This is a genomic window from Trinickia sp. HAY1-2D (assembly GCF_056754935.1).
This window is the reverse complement of sequence record NZ_JBPGWX010000002.1, coordinates 2,504,791-2,520,606: the sequence shown is the minus strand read 5'-3', so window position 1 is coordinate 2,520,606 and position 15,816 is coordinate 2,504,791. Positions and strand designations below refer to the sequence as shown.

At 63.6% G+C, this 15,816-nt stretch carries 13 protein-coding genes and 2 pseudogenes; 10 read left to right on the top strand and 5 right to left on the bottom strand.

Annotated features, from left to right (window positions below; translation table 11 throughout):
* Window positions 1-8: 8 nt before the first annotated feature.
* On the bottom strand, window positions 9-323 hold the full coding sequence (locus ACR9ZC_RS18950; protein ID WP_481581469.1) for an Arm DNA-binding domain-containing protein: 315 nt from the start codon (window positions 321-323) through the stop codon (window positions 9-11).
* Between the two features lie 646 nt (window positions 324-969).
* Here ACR9ZC_RS18950 and ACR9ZC_RS18945 point away from each other — a divergent pair.
* The 3 genes and pseudogenes from ACR9ZC_RS18945 (at window position 970) to bamC (ending at window position 3,027) form a co-directional block, all read left to right on the top strand.
* A complete protein-coding gene (locus tag ACR9ZC_RS18945) occupies window positions 970-1,386 on the top strand; it encodes a hypothetical protein (protein WP_481581468.1) in 417 nt (138 codons plus the stop codon).
* Window positions 1,387-1,456: 70 nt separating this feature from the next.
* Window positions 1,457-1,693, top strand: coding sequence for a hypothetical protein (locus ACR9ZC_RS18940; RefSeq protein WP_173256194.1), 237 nt, complete (start codon window positions 1,457-1,459; stop codon window positions 1,691-1,693).
* Window positions 1,694-1,828: 135 nt separating this feature from the next.
* Window positions 1,829-3,027: pseudogene (gene bamC / locus ACR9ZC_RS18935) on the top strand (outer membrane protein assembly factor BamC).
* 445 nt (window positions 3,028-3,472) lie between these two features.
* Here the strand turns inward: bamC and ACR9ZC_RS18930 are convergent.
* From ACR9ZC_RS18930 to ACR9ZC_RS18920, 3 genes are all read right to left on the bottom strand, one after another.
* A complete protein-coding gene (locus ACR9ZC_RS18930; protein ID WP_481581467.1) occupies window positions 3,473-3,730 on the bottom strand; it encodes a DNA-binding protein in 258 nt (85 codons plus the stop codon).
* Between the two features lie 163 nt (window positions 3,731-3,893).
* Entirely contained in the window at window positions 3,894-4,139 is a 246-nt protein-coding gene (locus tag ACR9ZC_RS18925; protein ID WP_331565848.1) for a hypothetical protein, read from the bottom strand.
* A 175-nt stretch (window positions 4,140-4,314) separates the two neighbouring features.
* The gene (locus tag ACR9ZC_RS18920) at window positions 4,315-5,040 is read right to left on the bottom strand and encodes a YdcF family protein (protein ID WP_481581466.1); all 726 of its coding nucleotides are present in this window, start codon (window positions 5,038-5,040) and stop codon (window positions 4,315-4,317) included.
* A gap of 261 nt (window positions 5,041-5,301) precedes the next feature.
* On the opposite strand from ACR9ZC_RS18920, the gene ACR9ZC_RS18915 reads away from it, so the two are divergent.
* Window positions 5,302-5,610 carry a hypothetical protein gene (locus ACR9ZC_RS18915; RefSeq protein WP_173256190.1) on the top strand — a complete coding sequence of 103 codons (309 nt, stop codon included), beginning with the start codon at window positions 5,302-5,304 and terminating at the stop codon, window positions 5,608-5,610.
* A 574-nt stretch (window positions 5,611-6,184) separates the two neighbouring features.
* Here the strand turns inward: ACR9ZC_RS18915 and ACR9ZC_RS18910 are convergent.
* Window positions 6,185-6,580, bottom strand: a pseudogene (locus ACR9ZC_RS18910) (transposase); the annotation flags it as partial.
* An 813-nt stretch (window positions 6,581-7,393) separates the two neighbouring features.
* Here ACR9ZC_RS18910 and scpB point away from each other — a divergent pair.
* The 6 genes from scpB (at window position 7,394) to rbfA (ending at window position 15,776) form a co-directional block, all read left to right on the top strand.
* Window positions 7,394-8,284 (top strand): SMC-Scp complex subunit ScpB, encoded by an 891-nt coding sequence (gene scpB / locus ACR9ZC_RS18905; protein ID WP_481581465.1) that lies wholly within the window; start codon window positions 7,394-7,396, stop codon window positions 8,282-8,284.
* 60 nt (window positions 8,285-8,344) lie between these two features.
* A complete protein-coding gene (gene rluB / locus ACR9ZC_RS18900) occupies window positions 8,345-10,084 on the top strand; it encodes a 23S rRNA pseudouridine(2605) synthase RluB (protein WP_481581464.1) in 1,740 nt (579 codons plus the stop codon).
* A 272-nt stretch (window positions 10,085-10,356) separates the two neighbouring features.
* Window positions 10,357-10,815, top strand: a complete 459-nt coding sequence (rimP, locus tag ACR9ZC_RS18895; protein WP_173256186.1) for a ribosome maturation factor RimP — start codon at window positions 10,357-10,359, stop codon at window positions 10,813-10,815.
* On the top strand, window positions 10,812-12,287 hold the full coding sequence (nusA, locus tag ACR9ZC_RS18890) for a transcription termination factor NusA (protein ID WP_331565856.1): 1,476 nt from the start codon (window positions 10,812-10,814) through the stop codon (window positions 12,285-12,287). Before rimP ends, nusA begins: the two co-directional genes overlap by 4 nt.
* Window positions 12,288-12,398: 111 nt before the next feature.
* Window positions 12,399-15,263: a translation initiation factor IF-2 gene (gene infB / locus ACR9ZC_RS18885; RefSeq protein WP_481581463.1), complete on the top strand. Its 2,865-nt coding sequence runs from the start codon at window positions 12,399-12,401 to the stop codon at window positions 15,261-15,263.
* 144 nt (window positions 15,264-15,407) lie between these two features.
* Complete coding sequence (gene rbfA, locus ACR9ZC_RS18880; protein ID WP_331565860.1) at window positions 15,408-15,776, top strand: 30S ribosome-binding factor RbfA; 369 nt, start codon at window positions 15,408-15,410, stop codon at window positions 15,774-15,776.
* Window positions 15,777-15,816: the final 40 nt, after the last annotated feature.

Sequence of the window (15,816 nt, the reverse complement as noted above, 5' to 3'; positions counted from 1 at the left end):
AGCGTTAGTCAACAGGTGGGGGCATTATCCCGGGCGAGACCGGTCGGGACAACGGTCCGGGCAAGACTGGGGCCCGCTGCCTGTGCGCGAGGTCGGCGACATCGACCGGCTGAGTTGGTGAGGTCATTCACGCGGTTCCGATAACTCGTGTTCCGAAAGTCCGCGAGTGTCTTGTCTTTGCCGGCGAATCGATAGTTCATCCGCCAGTACTTCGCGCCGGATTCGTCGAGTTGGAGATACATACGCCCACCGTCCGCCAAGCGCCTACCCGTTCCGCCCGGGTTATGCCGCGCGGTTTTAACTTGAGCGTCGGTGAGCGGCATGGTGATATCTCCTATCGGAGAAGGGCGGCAGCGTCACAGATACCACCAAAAATACCACCGTATACAACTGGCTGTCTAAGGACCAAGCCGGTCCAAAAAGCAATAACAACCCCCGGAGAACCTTGACCTAGCTGGGTTCTTCCGAACACATCGGCACAAGCCGGAACATTCTATGGTGCCCGGGACCGGAATCGAACCGGCAAGCCGTTAGGCGGCGGATTTTCGTCACACTGCATCTTTCGATGCCGGCGATGCGCTCAGGTACTGCATTGCCGTTTGTGCGCTGGACTATGCCTTCGCCATCGCCGGGCACACTTTCGAGATGTGCCGCGCAGCATTAGGCGCCCCCCGTCTAGTCTCTACACCTTCCGCGGCGCGCATCGGTGACGACGCACACCGGGCTTGGCTCGGCGTTGCCTCGGCCGCCTGATATCCATAATGAACAGATGTCATGCACCAGGGGGTTCGCCGAATTTGAAGGGTTCTGCACCGACCGTTTCCAGCCGGGCACTCAATTGCTTCAAGTCCGCTATGTTTACCAATTTCATCACCCGGGCAGGGTGGACGCGATTCTACCATCGGCGCGGCCCGACGCACGCGAGCGCACACAGCGTTAAAATGATCGCCCGCAAAAATCGATCCGCCGATGAACAAGATCCGAATCGCGCCGCTCGCCGGGCTGCTCCTCGTCATGCCGTTTCTGGCAGGCGGCTGTACGCTTTATCAAAACCCGAGCGCTTGCGAAACGCGGATGCGTAGTGAGCTCGCTCGAGCCGCCCCGCATGATCGCCTCAAAATTTCGAATGTAGGCGTGGGCATCGGTGGCTCGCGAGTCGTCGTCGAAGGGGCATTGCAGGGACCCGCCGCGGCAAGCGGGGTATCGGCGGCGGCATCGGGCGCGGTCGCGGCGGTCCGCGCTGCGCCCGGCAAAACGCGCAGCCGGGCCGCCGCGCTCGAATGCACGTTCAACGGCGACGCGCTCGTCTCGACGCATTGGCTCGCTCCGACAGAGTTGGCCAAACCTGCAGACGCTGATGCCGATGACGAATCCACCAGCGGTTGAAGAACCCCGTACAAGCGCGGCGTGGCAAATGCTACGATCGTCGAACGCCAGCGCGATGAAGGAGATAGAGATGGACGGATTCGTGACCCATCGGATCGAGGGCGTCGATGTCGACATCGAAGTGGTGCCCGCCGCGGCGCAGGGATTCGCGGCGCGCTTTCGGGTAGGCGGTAACGGCACCGATGAAGCCGAACGGCATGTGGTGCATGTGACGCAAGGCCCGTTCGCCACCGAAGCCGAGGCTGAAGAAGCGGCAAAATCGGCCGCGCTGGGCTGGATTCTCTCGCACGGCGAACCGCGACATTGACCGTCGCGAACCGGCGTTCCGAGCGCGAACGATAGGGCGCGAGGCGCCGGTTTTACACACGATGGTCCGGGACCGGTAAAATGCGCGGCTGATCCACGGAAATACCCGTGGCGAAAGCGCAAGGATTTCCCGAACATGACTGATCTTCGTTTTACCTCGCGGTTCGCAGCTCTCGTTTTGGCCGGCGGCCTCGTTGCCGGTTGCAGTTCCCCGTCGCCGACCCAGGTCGACTACCGGAGCGATTCGAAATCGAAGCAGGCATCCCTTGCCGTTCCCCCAACCTGCTCGAGGAGACTTCCGATCAGCGTTCGCTGCCGCCTCTCGGCGGGCAGACTTCGCTTTCCTCGCTGCGTCAGGTGCAGAAGGCCGCCCCGTCCGAAACCGCGGTGGTTCCCCCCGTCGCCGGCATGCACATTCAACGCGACGGTACCGCGAGCTGGCTCGTGATCGACGGCAAAACGCCAGATCAGGTCTGGCCGCAAGTGCGGCGCTTTTGGCAGGAACAGGGCTTCTTGCTCGTCGTCGATCAGCGCGACAAGCACGTCATGGAAACGGATTGGAACGAGACGCGCCCGGAAGTGAACCAGGGCCTCATTCGCAACACGCTGTCGAAGGCGATGGGCAACTCGTACGTCGCCGCGGAGCGCAACAAGTATCGGACGCGCCTCGATACCGCGCCCAATGGCGGCACCTATGTGTTCGTAAGTCAGAAGGGCATGCGCGAAGCGCTCGAAGGCGTCCACAACGATACGAGCACATGGCAACCGAAGCCGAACGATCCTGCGCTCGAGACCGAGTATCTGAAACGTCTCATGGCAACGCTCGCGCGGGCCGATTCGCGCGGCGCCAGCCAGCTCGGCGAGGAACCCGCTGAAGATGCGGACGTTGCCAAGGCGGGCAAGGCGAAGTCCGATGCTGCGGCGATTGCTGCGCAAAATGCCGCGTTTACCGCACAGTCCAGCAAGCGAGAGCAAGCGGCGAGCAGCGAGGCGGCAACGTCCGAGGTCGAACTTGGCGAAGGCTACGACAACGCATGGATTCGCGTAGGGATCGCGCTCGACCGAAGCAACTTTACGGTGGATGACAAAGACCGCACGCGCGGCCTCTATTACATCCGCTACGTCGATCCGAAAGACTTGAGCGCGGATAAGCAGGGCTTCTGGAACCAGGTGTTCCACGGCAAGAAGGAAAAGATCGCCAAGCAATACCGCATCAACGTGCGTGCGCTGACGCCGAATCAAACTCGCGTTGCCGTCGTCGACGATAAAGGCGATGTCGAGTCGACTCCGCAGGCCCGGCAAATCATGGGACTGCTCGAGGACCAATTGCACTGATCCTGCATTGCTCCCGAGGAAGCACCCCATAGAAACCCGCCGCAAGGCGGGTTTTTTCTTGTGCGGACCGTCGTCGCTACGGGATGAATCGGCCATGGGCGGCTCACGTCACGGCCTTTGTCACGTGACGTTACCCCGTAACATGGCGCCCCTGCGTCGGCCTTGCGCTTTGGCACGGTAATTTGTCGATGCGAATCAGCGACTTGGCGGTTGCTGAGCAACTGGCATGTTAGCTGCTCTCTCTAGAGCCGGCAGCCGCGGACGAGCCACATGCAGTGCGATATCGAATGGCAACGGCATGGCCGGCGGGAGAAAGCATGCCGGACACGATGGCCCCGTCGCCCATCCTCGTAGGGCGACGGTTTCACCCGCGTTCTTCGGAACGCGGGTCTTTTTCGTGGCCCGAGGATTGTCGTGCGGCCGGCTTAGCCAACCCAACGTCAGGTCAATGCGCGGTATCCGGGACGTCGAGAATCAGAACGATGGTCCAATCGGCTTCGCCGTCATGATGGTATTGACGTTCGACGACGATGAACGGCTGCTGTTTGCCCGTGGGCCCGAGAAAGAGTACATCGCCTTCCACGGGCAGGCACTCGATTGGCGGCAATGCGAGAAACGCCTCTTGCGAGCCGCGCGGCATCAGCTTCTCGATCTTGCGCGACGCGGCCTCGGTCCATTCGATGTCCAGTTGGATGTTGCTCATGCTTTTCCTCCGCACCGTGGTGCGTCGAGAGTATTGGCGAAGAAATATCGGAGCGCGACTTTAGCACAGCGGGCGGACGGTTCCGGCTATAAAAAAAGCCGAAACCGGCGAGGCCGGTTCGGCTTGTCGTTGCCTGTTGCGCGGGGCTCACCCCGCAACGTTTTCACTCGCCGGATTCGGCCTTCTTGTGCTTCATTGCCTTCTTGTGATGCCGCATCGGCTTCGTATGGTCCATCGGCATCGTCTCTTGCGGCTGCATTTCCTGCTGCGACTGAAGTGCCTGCGCGCGCTGCTCGACCTCTGCAGCCTTGGCCGGGTCAGTGCTCATTTGGACGCCTTCCGTCTGCGCATAGGCGGCACCGGCGAGCATCGAAAGAGAAGCCAGGACAGTCAGTGACGCTTTCTTCATTATTTGCCTCCGTGCGAAAAAGGTAGATAGGTGATGGTCGAGATCCTGCCCGTTCTCGGGACACTGCATTCTAGCGAGCATATTCGGAGCCAGACTCCTTTGTAAGGCAAAAGAGACGCTCCGTTACATGTCGTTACATCCGATTGCCGCATTGCTTCCATTGTAGTGGCCTTTATCAAAACCACCCCAAGGCCCGGTAAACATGGAATTGGGCGATGCCGATCAGCTCGTGCAGCGCGATATTGGCATTGACCAGGTTCGACAAGCGGGGCAGCGCGCCGCATCGCACTTCGCGCGCGTTGGAAACGACCGGTTGTACCGGGAGCCCGAAGCGGTCGAAATCGAGCAGCGCGCGGGGCATCTGGTAAGCCGACGTGACGAGTATCAACGAATCGTAATGTCGATCGCGCAGCATACGTGCCACGTACTTGGCATTCTCGTAGGTATTGCGGCTCGCGTTTTCGAGTACGAGGTCTGCACGCGCGACATTCGAGCGCAGCAGATACGGCGCATAGGTATCGGCTTCACTCGCCTCATGTCGCTGGGGATTGCCGCCGCTCACGAGGACACGGCAATCGCCGTGCGGCACTTCCGCTTTGCATTGGGCGTATACCGACGCGGCTTTCGCGATGCGAGCCGAGGCGTCCTTCTTGGGTATGAGCCGGCCGCGGGCGTCGTACTCCGTACCGCTTCCCAGCAGCACGATGACCGTGCGTGAACCGAATCGGATGGGAGATGAGTCGGGCGCGCGTGCCTGAACGGCGTTGAGCAAAGGCGCCGCGAGCCACCCGGCGGCGAGCAGCCACAACAGAAGGATGGCGGACGGGCCGAGGGCGAGGCGTGCGCGGCGCCACAGTACGAAAACTGCAAAAAAAAGCGCGAATAAAGTGAATATGATCAATTCGAATGCGGTAACGTATGGGTTCGGGATCCACGAGTGAGCTGGCGGTTGATCCAGCCGCGGCGCATCGGCGACGCCGATGTCATGGGGCGCCGCCCCCCAAATGGGGCTCGTAAATCACGGACAGTATCGATGATACGGCGACGCCGGATGTTCCGGACCATCGCTCCCGAATCGGCAAACCGCACCCAGTGCGGCCTTGCCGTGCGGTGCATGCTCAGGCATGAACTGTGCGATGGCCGGATTTGAAAAAGAGTCGAGATGGCCACGTTTTCAAATGAAGCGGTGCTCGAAGCGCTAAGGCGGGTCCAATACCGTCAGGTTCCATGGGCCAGGCGCCCGGGTGTTTTCGAATATCTGCGAGGACTCGGCTTGATGGAGACGGTGCGTCAGCGTACCGTCGCCCCTGGCGCTGGCTTTCATGCGCCGGTTGATATTGCCGTTCTCACCGACAAGGGGCGCGCCGAATTCACGCGTCTCGCCCGCGAGGAGCGCGCCCTCGATTGGGATGCGCGCCGCGCCGACGACTACGTATTCAAGATGGCCGTCGCAGTCGACGTCGCACGTTAGCGCCGTAACGCGGGCGAAAGCCGGCAAAAAAAGCCCGTATCGCAAGGATACGGGCTACCGGTGTATTTCTGCTGCCACGATGTGCTCATGGCATTCACTCGGACCGCGGCGAACGCGCACGGTTCCCTTCGCTGTCGTTATCACGCCCTCCAACACCGAATCAATGCTGATCGCGAACGTTACGTGGGCGCGGTGGGGGCGGTGGGCTCGATACCTCGGGGTGCGACCGCGCATTGCGGACGATGTCGCTGCGCAAATCGCCACGCGGCACGTCAACCGGCATGGGAACGGTCGTCGACGCGCTCGGTGGGGGATGCGGCTGAGCGCGGGCGCCCCTGCTGCGTACACCGCCGTCTCCCACCGGTATGATCGCCGCGATAACGAGCGGGACGATCATGCTGCCCAGTAGCAACGGTATGCACTTCAGCAGGACGTTCGCGGGCAGGCCGCGCAAAAGGCTTGTCTGCATACCGGCAAGGTACGCGGGGCCGCGAAAGCGCGCTGTAAATATTGGTAAATGGATGTTTCGCCTGCGTTTGGCCGCAGGCGCGCCCGCTCGCGTACGCGCCGATCAGGCCATCTTCACCGGCGCGCGCCAGGATTCAGGATTGGTCCAGAATGCGCCGCGCAGGCGGTCGCGGCTGGGCGGCGCGGGCGGTTTGACAGTGGAGGCGCCGATACGTCCGCGCAGCGAAATCTGCCGTCCGCAGGTCGACAGGCGCTTGACGATTTCAGCGAGTGTGCCGTCTGCTTGCCATTCGTCGAAGCGGCGCCGGCAAGTCGGCGGAGAAGGATAGCGGCCCGGAAGCTTCGACCAGCCTTCGCCCGTGGACAGCACCCAGAGCACCGCGTTGACGACTGCGCGTGCTTCCACGCGAGGGCGTCCGCGCCGTTCACTGCGTGCGGGTTCCGCGCAGAACAACGCTTCCACCAGCGCCCATTCGTTATCTCTCAAATCGTCGAACAGCATCATGTCCTCACCTCAGCGAAACTGACCCGGTGCGCCGCCCCGTGCTGCGCACGCTCGAAACACCCGATAAAACGAGTGCCGAGTGCGCCGGCTGTGGCCGCGCTCGCCAATCAAGCTATCGAGCGCGCCGTACCGGCTTCGGCGGCCCGATCAATGCAACAAGCGTGCCACGCGGGTCGACGGGCGCCGCGAGGCGCGTGGCGGCGGGCCTGTCGGGGGATCAGCTAGGGGCGTATAAGACGCCAAATCCCCGCCGGGGAAAATCGGGACAATCACCAATCCAGTGCAGTACGGCGCGCCGGGGGTGCGTGGGCGCCCGAATATTGCGATGCGCAAAATTGGCCCGCCGCCCGACGGTCGACTTGCACCCCAGCGCCATACGGGCGCTTTTGCACCTGCAGCATCCGTCGCGGGACCGGGCGCGGGATGCGAACCCGGCAGTGCGCAGCGACTTTCGGCTCGAATCGAACGCATCGAGGAAGCAGGTCGATTCAGCTGGGCAGAGCGGCTTGTCGTCCAGGCTCGTTTTCGGGTCGTCTGCAAACGCGCGCGGGGCAGTTGTGGGCCCTGTTGCTCGGTTGCCCGTTTACGCACCGAACCTTTTTGCGTAAGATGACGTTCAATCACGCGGCGCCATCTTCGGAAGGCCGCCGCTTTGTCCGGCTGGGCTTGGCTCGATAGCTGTCCGATTCGCCGCCCCCCGGTCCGTGCTCCCATCAATATGACCGATCAAAATCGGGCGAGCGCGTCTTCTGTTCCAACATCGTCTGATTGATCCGGTTCGTTTGACCACACAGGGTCTGGCCTAGCTGCATGAATACCCAAGAGGCGAAGATCGTCCTCGAGACTGCTTTGATTTGCGCGCAAGAACCGCTGAAGCTCGGCGAGTTGCGCAAGCTCTTCGCCGATGGCCTGTCGGCGGACACAGTCCGTGCGTTGCTCGAGGATTTGAGAAGCGAGTGGTCCGGTCGCGGCGTCGAACTCGTCGCGCTGGCGTCGGGGTGGCGCTTCCAAAGCAAGCCGGCGATGCGCAATTTTCTGGACCGCCTGCATCCCGAAAAGCCGCCGAAGTATTCGCGAGCGGTGCTCGAGACGCTCGCGATCATCGCGTATCGGCAGCCCGTCACGCGTGGCGACATCGAGGAGATTCGCGGCGTCACGGTCAATACGCAAGTGGTCAAACAGCTCGAGGACCGCAACTGGATCGAGGTCATCGGTCACCGCGACGTTCCCGGGCGGCCCGCGCTCTATGCGACGACCAAGCAATTTCTCGACGATCTCGGTTTGAAGGCGCTCGACGAGCTGCCGCCGCTCGAAGATCCAGCTGCCCAGCTCGATGGAACGCCGCTCGCTCAGCACGCAATCGAGTTTCCCGAGTCGGCGAGCCAGGAATTCGACGAAGCCGGCAAGACTGACGAGGCGCAGGTCGCCGGCGGGGCCGATGCCGCGGCGGACGACGAGCCGGCGGAGGCGGTGCGCGCGGGCGACGCCGCGGAGCACGATTTATGCGCGGAGGATATCGGCGACGCGCCACGGCAAGCGAATGAAGGCGACGGCGAAGCGCCGGTGGCCGCGGTGCCCGCGCCTGCGCTGCGTGCGATCGAGTCGCCCGCTGCACCTTCGGAACATGACGAAAACGATTCGGTGAATGGCGTCGACGACGACCCGTTCGCCAACCACGAAGCGGCCTCGCGCCGTGCCTGAATTAACCGAATTTTTGCCGCACTCGCGACGAGTGCGAGCCCTCTGACATTCGAGGTTGTTTTGACAGATACCCACGACACCGATTTGTCCGCGTCCGGGCACGCTATTGACGCTGCGGGCCGCGAACAGACATTGGGCGCGCAAGAGGCACCCGACGGCTCCAACGAGCGAGAGCCCCAGGCGGCGGATGCCGGCGGCGAGGAGCGCCCGAGGCGCGGTCTGCGCCGCGGGCCGCGCAGTCTCATCGCGCGGCGTCGTGCGGCGGCCAAGACCAAAGGCGATCCAGCGGCGCAATCGGAGCCGGATGCGCCGGCCGAGCTCGCTGCGCCAGGAGGCGACGCGCTCGACGCCGCGCCCCCGCACCGGGATCAAAAACGAAGCGCGGGCGGGAAGCCGCCGCGCAAGCCCGCTGGCGGGCGCCGCGAGCGCGGCCCGGGCCCGGGCCCCGGCTCCGGCCGTCCGGCAGGCGAGGGCAAGCGCGCCGAGGAACCGCGTGGCGATGCGCCCGGCGCGGCAGCGACAGGAGGGTCCGACGACCTGTTCTCGTACGTGACGTCGCCGGCGTTCGATGCGGACAACGGCTCGACGGCCGGCGTTCGTGCGCCGATGCTGCGCCGCGGCCGCGAGGCACCCCAAAAGCGGGTGCTGTCGCCCGATGACGATGCGCCGAAGCTGCACAAGGTGCTGGCTGAAGCCGGCATGGGTTCGCGCCGCGAAATGGAAGAACTCATCGTTGCCGGGCGTGTATCGGTGAACGGCGAGCCGGCCCATATCGGTCAGCGCATCATGCCGACGGACCAGGTCAGGATCAATGGAAAGCCGGTCAAGCGACGCGTGCAGACGAAGCCGCCGCGCGTGCTCGTCTACCACAAGCCAGCCGGGGAGATCGTGAGCCATGCCGATCCCGAGGGCCGGGCGTCGGTCTTCGACAAGCTGCCGCCGATGAAAACGGCGAAATGGCTGGCTGTCGGCCGGCTCGACTTCAACACCGAAGGGCTGTTGCTGCTCACGACGTCGGGCGATCTGGCCAACCGGTTCATGCACCCGCGCTATAGCGTCGAACGCGAGTACGCCGTTCGGGTAGTCGGAGAGCTGGGCGAAGGGGCGCGGCAAAAGCTGCTCCACGGCGTCGAACTCGAAGACGGTCCAGCCAACTTCCTGCGGATTCGGGACGGCGGCGGCGAAGGGACGAACCACTGGTATCACGTTGCGCTCGCGGAAGGGCGCAATCGAGAAGTGCGCCGGATGTTCGAAGCGGTCGGCCTCATGGTGAGCCGTCTGATTCGCACGCGGCATGGCCCGATCTCGCTGCCTCGCGGGTTGCGCCGCGGCCGCTGGGAGGAGCTCGAAGAAAATCAGGTGCGCAGCCTCATGAGTGCGGTCGGGCTGAAGGCGCCGGTCGAAGACAAGGGTGCGCGCCGCGCGACGCAGGAACGTCGCCAACCGGATCCGATGCAAACGTCGATGGGCTTCATCAGCCGCGAGCCGGTGCTGACGGCGCACGGCCGCTTCGAGCAGCCGGGCCGCGGTCCGGGCCGGCGCGGTCCGGGCGGCGGATTCGGCGATGCGCCTGGCGGTTTCGGCGGGCGTCCGGGCGCAAACCGGGGCAAGAGCGGGCCGCAACGCGCACGTGGCGACGTGGATGGCAACCGCGCGTTGCCTGCCGGTGGTGCCAAGCGCGGCCCGGGCGGCGGTGGTGGCGGCCCCGGCGGCAACCGGCCTGCGGGCGGCGGCAATCGCCCGGGCGGGAGCGCCAACGGGCCGCGCGGAATGCCGCGCAATCGGGCGCGGGGCCGGTAACGGCCAGCGGTCCGCATTCGAGAAAGGCGTCGTTCGAAAGAGCGCGTGCTTGGCACGTGCTCTTGAAAAATGCTAGAATGTCGAAGTCGCTGGGCGTGCGGCTTTTTCGTGCGGCTCAGGTGCGACCACCGGTAAGAAGAAGATGGGCGTTCAGCCCATTTTTTTTTGCCGTTGCGGTTCAGCATCTCGGGTTGCACTGACCTTCCGTGCGCCGGCCAGGCGCGCGGCCCGCAAGATGTTCGCGTCGCGCGCGAATATCTTAGAGGGCACTTGTGCAACTGACGGAACTGATAGAAACCACGGTCTCGGGCATGGGCTACGAGTTGGTCGATCTCGAGCGTACCGGGCGCGGCATGCTTTGTGTCTATATCGATCAGCCCTCCGGTATCGCGATCGAGGACTGTGAAAAGGTCACTCGTCAGCTCCAGCACGTTTTGACGGTTGAAAATATCGATTACGAGCGGCTCGAAGTGTCGTCGCCTGGGCTCGACCGTCCGCTGAAGAAATTGGCCGATTTCGTGCGATTCGCGGGGAGCGAGGCGGTCGTTACGCTGAAAAAACCGTTGGACGGACGCAAGACGTACCGGGGCATTCTCCATGCGCCGAACGGGGAAACGATCGGTTTGGAATTTGTTGGGAAAGAAGGCGCCGCGATGCTCGACTTTACGCTTGCGGATATGGACCGCGCGCGCCTCGTCCCGCACGTTGATTTTAGGAGCCGGAAACAATGAGTCGCGAAGTATTGATGCTGGTGGATGCGCTGGCGCGCGAGAAGAACGTCAACAAGGATGTCGTGTTCGCTGCGCTCGAAGCCGCCCTTGCTTCGGCAACCAAGAAGCTCTTCGAAGAAGACGTCGATATTCGCGTGCACATCGATCGTGAATCGGGTGAGCACGAAACGTATCGCCGGTGGCGCGTCGTGCCGGACGAGGCCGGTCTGCAAGAGCCGGATCAGGAAATCCTGCTTTTCGAGGCGCGCGAAGAGCAGCCCGACATCGAAATCGACGAATACATCGAAGAGCCGATCCCGTCGATCGAGTTCGGCCGCATCGGCGCACAGGCCGCGAAGCAGGTCATCCTGCAAAAGGTGCGCGATGCCGAGCGCGAGCAGATCCTGAACGATTTCCTCGAGCGTGGGGAAAAGATCATGACGGGGACGGTCAAGCGGCTCGACAAGGGCAACTTCATCGTCGAATCGGGGCGCGTGGAAGCGCTGTTGCGCCGCGATCAACTGATTCCGAAAGAGAACTTGCGCGTGGGCGACCGCGTGCGCGCCTATATCGCGAAGGTCGATCGCACGGCTCGCGGGCCGCAGATCGAGCTCTCGCGCACCGCGCCCGAGTTCCTGATGAAGCTGTTCGAAATGGAAGTGCCGGAAATCGAGCAGGGCCTGCTCGAAATCAAGGCCGCCGCGCGGGATCCCGGCGTGCGGGCGAAGATCGGCGTCATCGCCTACGACAAGCGGATCGATCCGATCGGCACCTGCGTCGGCATCCGCGGCTCGCGCGTGCAGGCGGTGCGCAACGAGCTCGGTGGCGAGAACGTCGACATCGTGCTATGGTCGGAGGATCCCGCCCAGTTCGTGATCGGTGCGCTCGCGCCGGCAGCGGTCCAGTCGATCGTCGTCGATGAAGAAAAACATTCGATGGACGTCGTCGTGGACGAAAACGAGCTCGCGGTCGCGATCGGCCGCAGCGGCCAGAACGTGCGGCTCGCGAGCGAGCTGACCGGCTGGCAGATCAACATCATGACGCCGGACGAATCCGCGCAGAAGCAGAACCAGGAGCGGGGCGTATTGCGCGACCTGTTCATGGCGCGGCTGGACGTCGACGAGGAAGTGGCCGACATTTTGATCGACGAGGGCTTCACGAGCCTCGAAGAGATCGCCTATGTGCCGCTCAACGAAATGCTCGAGATCGAGGCGTTCGACGAAGACACCGTTCACGAGCTGCGCAACCGCGCACGCGATGCGCTGTTGACGATGGCCATCGCGAACGAAGAGAAAGTCGAAAACGCCTCGCTCGATCTGAAGAGCCTCGACGGAGTCGATTCCGACTTGCTCGCGAAGCTGGCCGCGCATCAAATACAGACGCGCGACGAGCTTGCCGAGCTGGCCGTGGACGAATTGGTCGAATTGATTGGAATGGAAGAGGAAGCCGCGAAAGCGTTGATCATGAAAGCACGTGAACACTGGTTCCAGTGAGTGAATACCATGACGCACTGAAACGATCGCGACGGCGATAGATTTAGCACGCGCCGGTCGCACGACCCGATGCTAACCGCAAGGAATCGGTCCTTGCATTAAGAGGAATGAATGGCGAGTAACAACGTAGCCCAATTTGCCGCGGAACTGAAAATGCCTGCCGGGGTGCTGCTCGAGCAGCTCCAGGCGGCGGGCGTCCAAAAAGCGAGTGAGGACGATGCGCTGTCCGAATCGGACAAGGCACGTTTGCTCGACCACTTGCGCAAAGCGCACGGCTCGGCGGACGCGGACAAGCGCAAGATCACGCTGACGCGCCGGCATACGTCGGAAATCAAACAGTCCGACGCGACGGGCAAGGCTCGCACCATTCAGGTCGAAGTGCGCAAAAAGCGCGTGTTCGTGAAGCGCGACGAAGCCGGCGAAGCGGCTGCCGAAGCGGCGGGGCAGGTGGTCGACGCCGAAAGCGCCGAGCTGCAGCGGCGCGAGGAAGAGGCACGCCGGGAGGCCGAGCTGCTCGAGAAGCAGGCGCAGGAACTCAAGGAGCGGCAAGAACGTCTCGAGCGCGAGGAAGCGGACCGCCAGGCGCGCGAGCAAGCCGCCGAGGCGGAGCGTCGCCGCGCCGAGGAAGAGGCTACGGCGAAGCGTGCCGAAGTCGCTGCGCGCGAGCAGGCCGAGCGTGGTGCGAGCGAGGACGAGCGAGCCGCCGCCGAGCGCGCCGCACAGCGTGAAGCGGCCAAGAAGGCCGAAGACGCTGCGCGCGAGGCAGCCGAGAAGGCCCGCGCCGAGCAGGAGGAAATCGCCAAGCGCCGCCAGGCGGCCGAGGCCGAAGCGCGCGCGATTCGCGAGATGATGAATACGCCGCGCAAGGCGCAGGTAAAGGCCCCGGAGCCCGCGCCCGCGAAGCCGGCCGAGCCTGCCGTCAAGACCGCCGAAGCGAAGGGCACGTTGCACAAGCCCGCGCGCCCGCCGGGCGAGGCGGCCCGTCCGGCCGCGCGCAAGGCGGCACCCGCGGCCGCGCCGAGCACGACCCCGGCGGCTCCCTCCGCCGACAAGAAAAAGCCTGGCGGCAAAGCGGGCTGGCAGGACGACGCCGCGAAGCGTCGCGGCATCAAGACGCGCGGCGATTCGAGCGGCGGTGTCGATCGCGGCTGGCGCGGCGGTCCGAAGGGCCGCGGCAAGCACCAGGATGCGGCCGCCAACTTCCAGGCACCGACGGAGCCGATCGTGCGCGAAGTGCACGTTCCGGAGACGATCACCGTTGCCGACCTCGCGCACAAGATGTCCGTCAAGGCATCGGAAGTCATCAAGATAATGATGAAGCTCGGCCAGATGGTCACGATCAACCAGATGCTCGATCAGGAAACGGCGATGATCGTCGTCGAAGAGCTCGGACATCGTGCCGTGGCAGCGAAGCTCGACGATCCCGAGGCGTTGCTCGTCGAAGGAGAGGCGAACGACGCCGAGCAACTGCCGCGTCCGCCGGTCGTCACGGTCATGGGCCACGTCGACCACGGCAAGACGTCGTTGCTCGACTACATCCGGCGCGCCAAGGTGGCGGCGGGTGAAGCGGGCGGCATCACGCAGCACATCGGCGCTTATCACGTCGAAACGCCGCGCGGCGTCATTACGTTCCTCGATACGCCGGGCCACGAAGCGTTCACGGCCATGCGGGCACGTGGCGCGAAAGCCACCGATATCGTGATTCTCGTCGTGGCTGCCGACGACGGCGTAATGCCGCAGACGAAGGAAGCCATTGCGCACGCGAAGGCGGGCGGTGTACCGATCGTCGTCGCGATCAACAAGATCGACAAGCCGGAAGCGAACCCCGAGCGCGTGAAGCAAGAGCTCGTGGCCGAAGGCGTCGTGCCGGAAGAGTACGGTGGCGATTCGCCGTTCGTGCCGGTGTCGGCCAAGACGGGCGCGGGTATCGACGATCTGCTCGAAAACGTGCTGCTGCAGGCCGAGGTGCTCGAATTGACCGCACCGGTGGATGCGCCTGCGAAGGGACTCGTGATCGAAGCGAAGCTCGACAAGGGCAAGGGCCCGGTTGCGACCGTGCTCGTGCAATCGGGTACGCTCTCGCGCGGCGACGTCGTGCTCGCGGGCAGCGCCTATGGCCGCGTTCGCGCAATGCTCGACGAAACGAGCAAGGCGACGAAATCGGCCGGCCCGTCGATCCCGGTCGAAATCCAGGGCTTGTCGGAAGTGCCTGCCGCTGGCGAAGAAGTCATGGTGCTTCAGGACGAACGCAAGGCACGCGAAATCGCGCTGTTCCGTCAGGGCAAGTTCCGCGATGTGAAGCTGGCCAAGCAGCAGGCCGCGAAGCTCGAAAGCATGCTCGAGCAAATGGGCGAGGGCGAGGTCAAGAACCTGCCGCTCATCGTCAAGGCCGACGTGCAGGGTTCGCAAGAAGCGCTCGTGCAGTCGCTGCAAAAGCTTTCGACCGACGAAGTGCGCGTGCAGATCGTGCACGGCGCGGTGGGCGGCATCAGCGAGTCGGATGTCAATCTGGCCACGGCGTCGAAAGCGGTCATCATCGGCTTCAATACGCGGGCCGATGCCCAGGCCCGCAAGCTGGCGGAGACCAACGGCATCGATATTCGCTACTACAACATCATCTATGACGCTGTGGATGAAGTGAAGGCTGCGATGTCGGGCATGTTGTCGCCGGAGAAGCGCGAGGTCATCACGGGCATGGTCGAAGTGCGGCAGGTGTTCCGCGTGCCGAAGGTCGGCGCGGTGGCCGGCTGTATGGTGACGGACGGTGTCGTGAAGCGTTCGTCGTCGGTGCGCGTGCTGCGCAACAACGTGGTCATCCACACCGGCGAACTCGATTCCCTGAAGCGCTTCAAGGACGACGTCAAGGAAGTGAAGCAGGGCTTCGAGTGCGGTATGTCGGTCAAGAACTTCAACGATATCGTCGAAGGCGATCAGTTCGAAGTGTTCGAGGTCACCGAAGTCGCGCGTACGCTGTAAGCGCCACGTGCGCGGCTCGGGGCGGGGCGGGCGACGAGCCTGTCCCGCCCGTTGTTTTTTTGGGCGGCCCTTTGTTCGAACGATGGCCGCAAGAACGGTTGTGTGGCCTTTCGGCCCGCAAAGTTTGCATCAGGAATTTTCGCCATGTCGAAGAAACGTAGTTCTCCTAACCGCAACGTGCAGATTGCCGATCAGATCCAGCGCGATCTGTCGGAACTCATCATGCGCGAGGTGAAGGATCCGCGCATCGGGCTCGTGACGATTCAAAGCGTCGAGCTCACGCCCGACTACGCGCATGCGAAGGTCTATTTCACGACGCTGACGGGCGACGCTCAGGCAACCGAGCGCGCACTGAACCACGCGGCAGGCCATCTTCACAATCTGCTGTTCAAGCGGCTGCACATTCATACGGTGCCCACGCTGCACTTTCACTTCGACAAGACCATCGAACAGGCCGTCGAGATGTCGCGCCTGATTGACGAGGCTAACGCCAGCCGGGCCAAGGACGATTGAGTCCCGACTGAGGTCCCGGTGTATGTCCGCTCTTTTTGCA

Bases quoted from the DNA above. Each gene is read 5' to 3' on its own strand.
- ACR9ZC_RS18950 (WP_481581469.1), bottom strand. From the start codon at position 323: ATGCCGCTCACCGACGCTCAAGTTAAAACCGCGCGGCATAACCCGGGC.
- ACR9ZC_RS18945 (WP_481581468.1), top strand. From the start codon at position 970: ATGAACAAGATCCGAATCGCGCCGCTCGCCGGGCTGCTCCTCGTCATG.
- ACR9ZC_RS18940 (WP_173256194.1), top strand. From the start codon at position 1,457: ATGGACGGATTCGTGACCCATCGGATCGAGGGCGTCGATGTCGACATC.
- ACR9ZC_RS18930 (WP_481581467.1), bottom strand. From the start codon at position 3,730: ATGAGCAACATCCAACTGGACATCGAATGGACCGAGGCCGCGTCGCGC.
- ACR9ZC_RS18925 (WP_331565848.1), bottom strand. From the start codon at position 4,139: ATGAAGAAAGCGTCACTGACTGTCCTGGCTTCTCTTTCGATGCTCGCC.
- ACR9ZC_RS18915 (WP_173256190.1), top strand. From the start codon at position 5,302: ATGGCCACGTTTTCAAATGAAGCGGTGCTCGAAGCGCTAAGGCGGGTC.
- scpB (WP_481581465.1), top strand. From the start codon at position 7,394: ATGAATACCCAAGAGGCGAAGATCGTCCTCGAGACTGCTTTGATTTGC.
- nusA (WP_331565856.1), top strand. From the start codon at position 10,812: ATGAGTCGCGAAGTATTGATGCTGGTGGATGCGCTGGCGCGCGAGAAG.
- infB (WP_481581463.1), top strand. From the start codon at position 12,399: ATGGCGAGTAACAACGTAGCCCAATTTGCCGCGGAACTGAAAATGCCT.
- rbfA (WP_331565860.1), top strand. From the start codon at position 15,408: ATGTCGAAGAAACGTAGTTCTCCTAACCGCAACGTGCAGATTGCCGAT.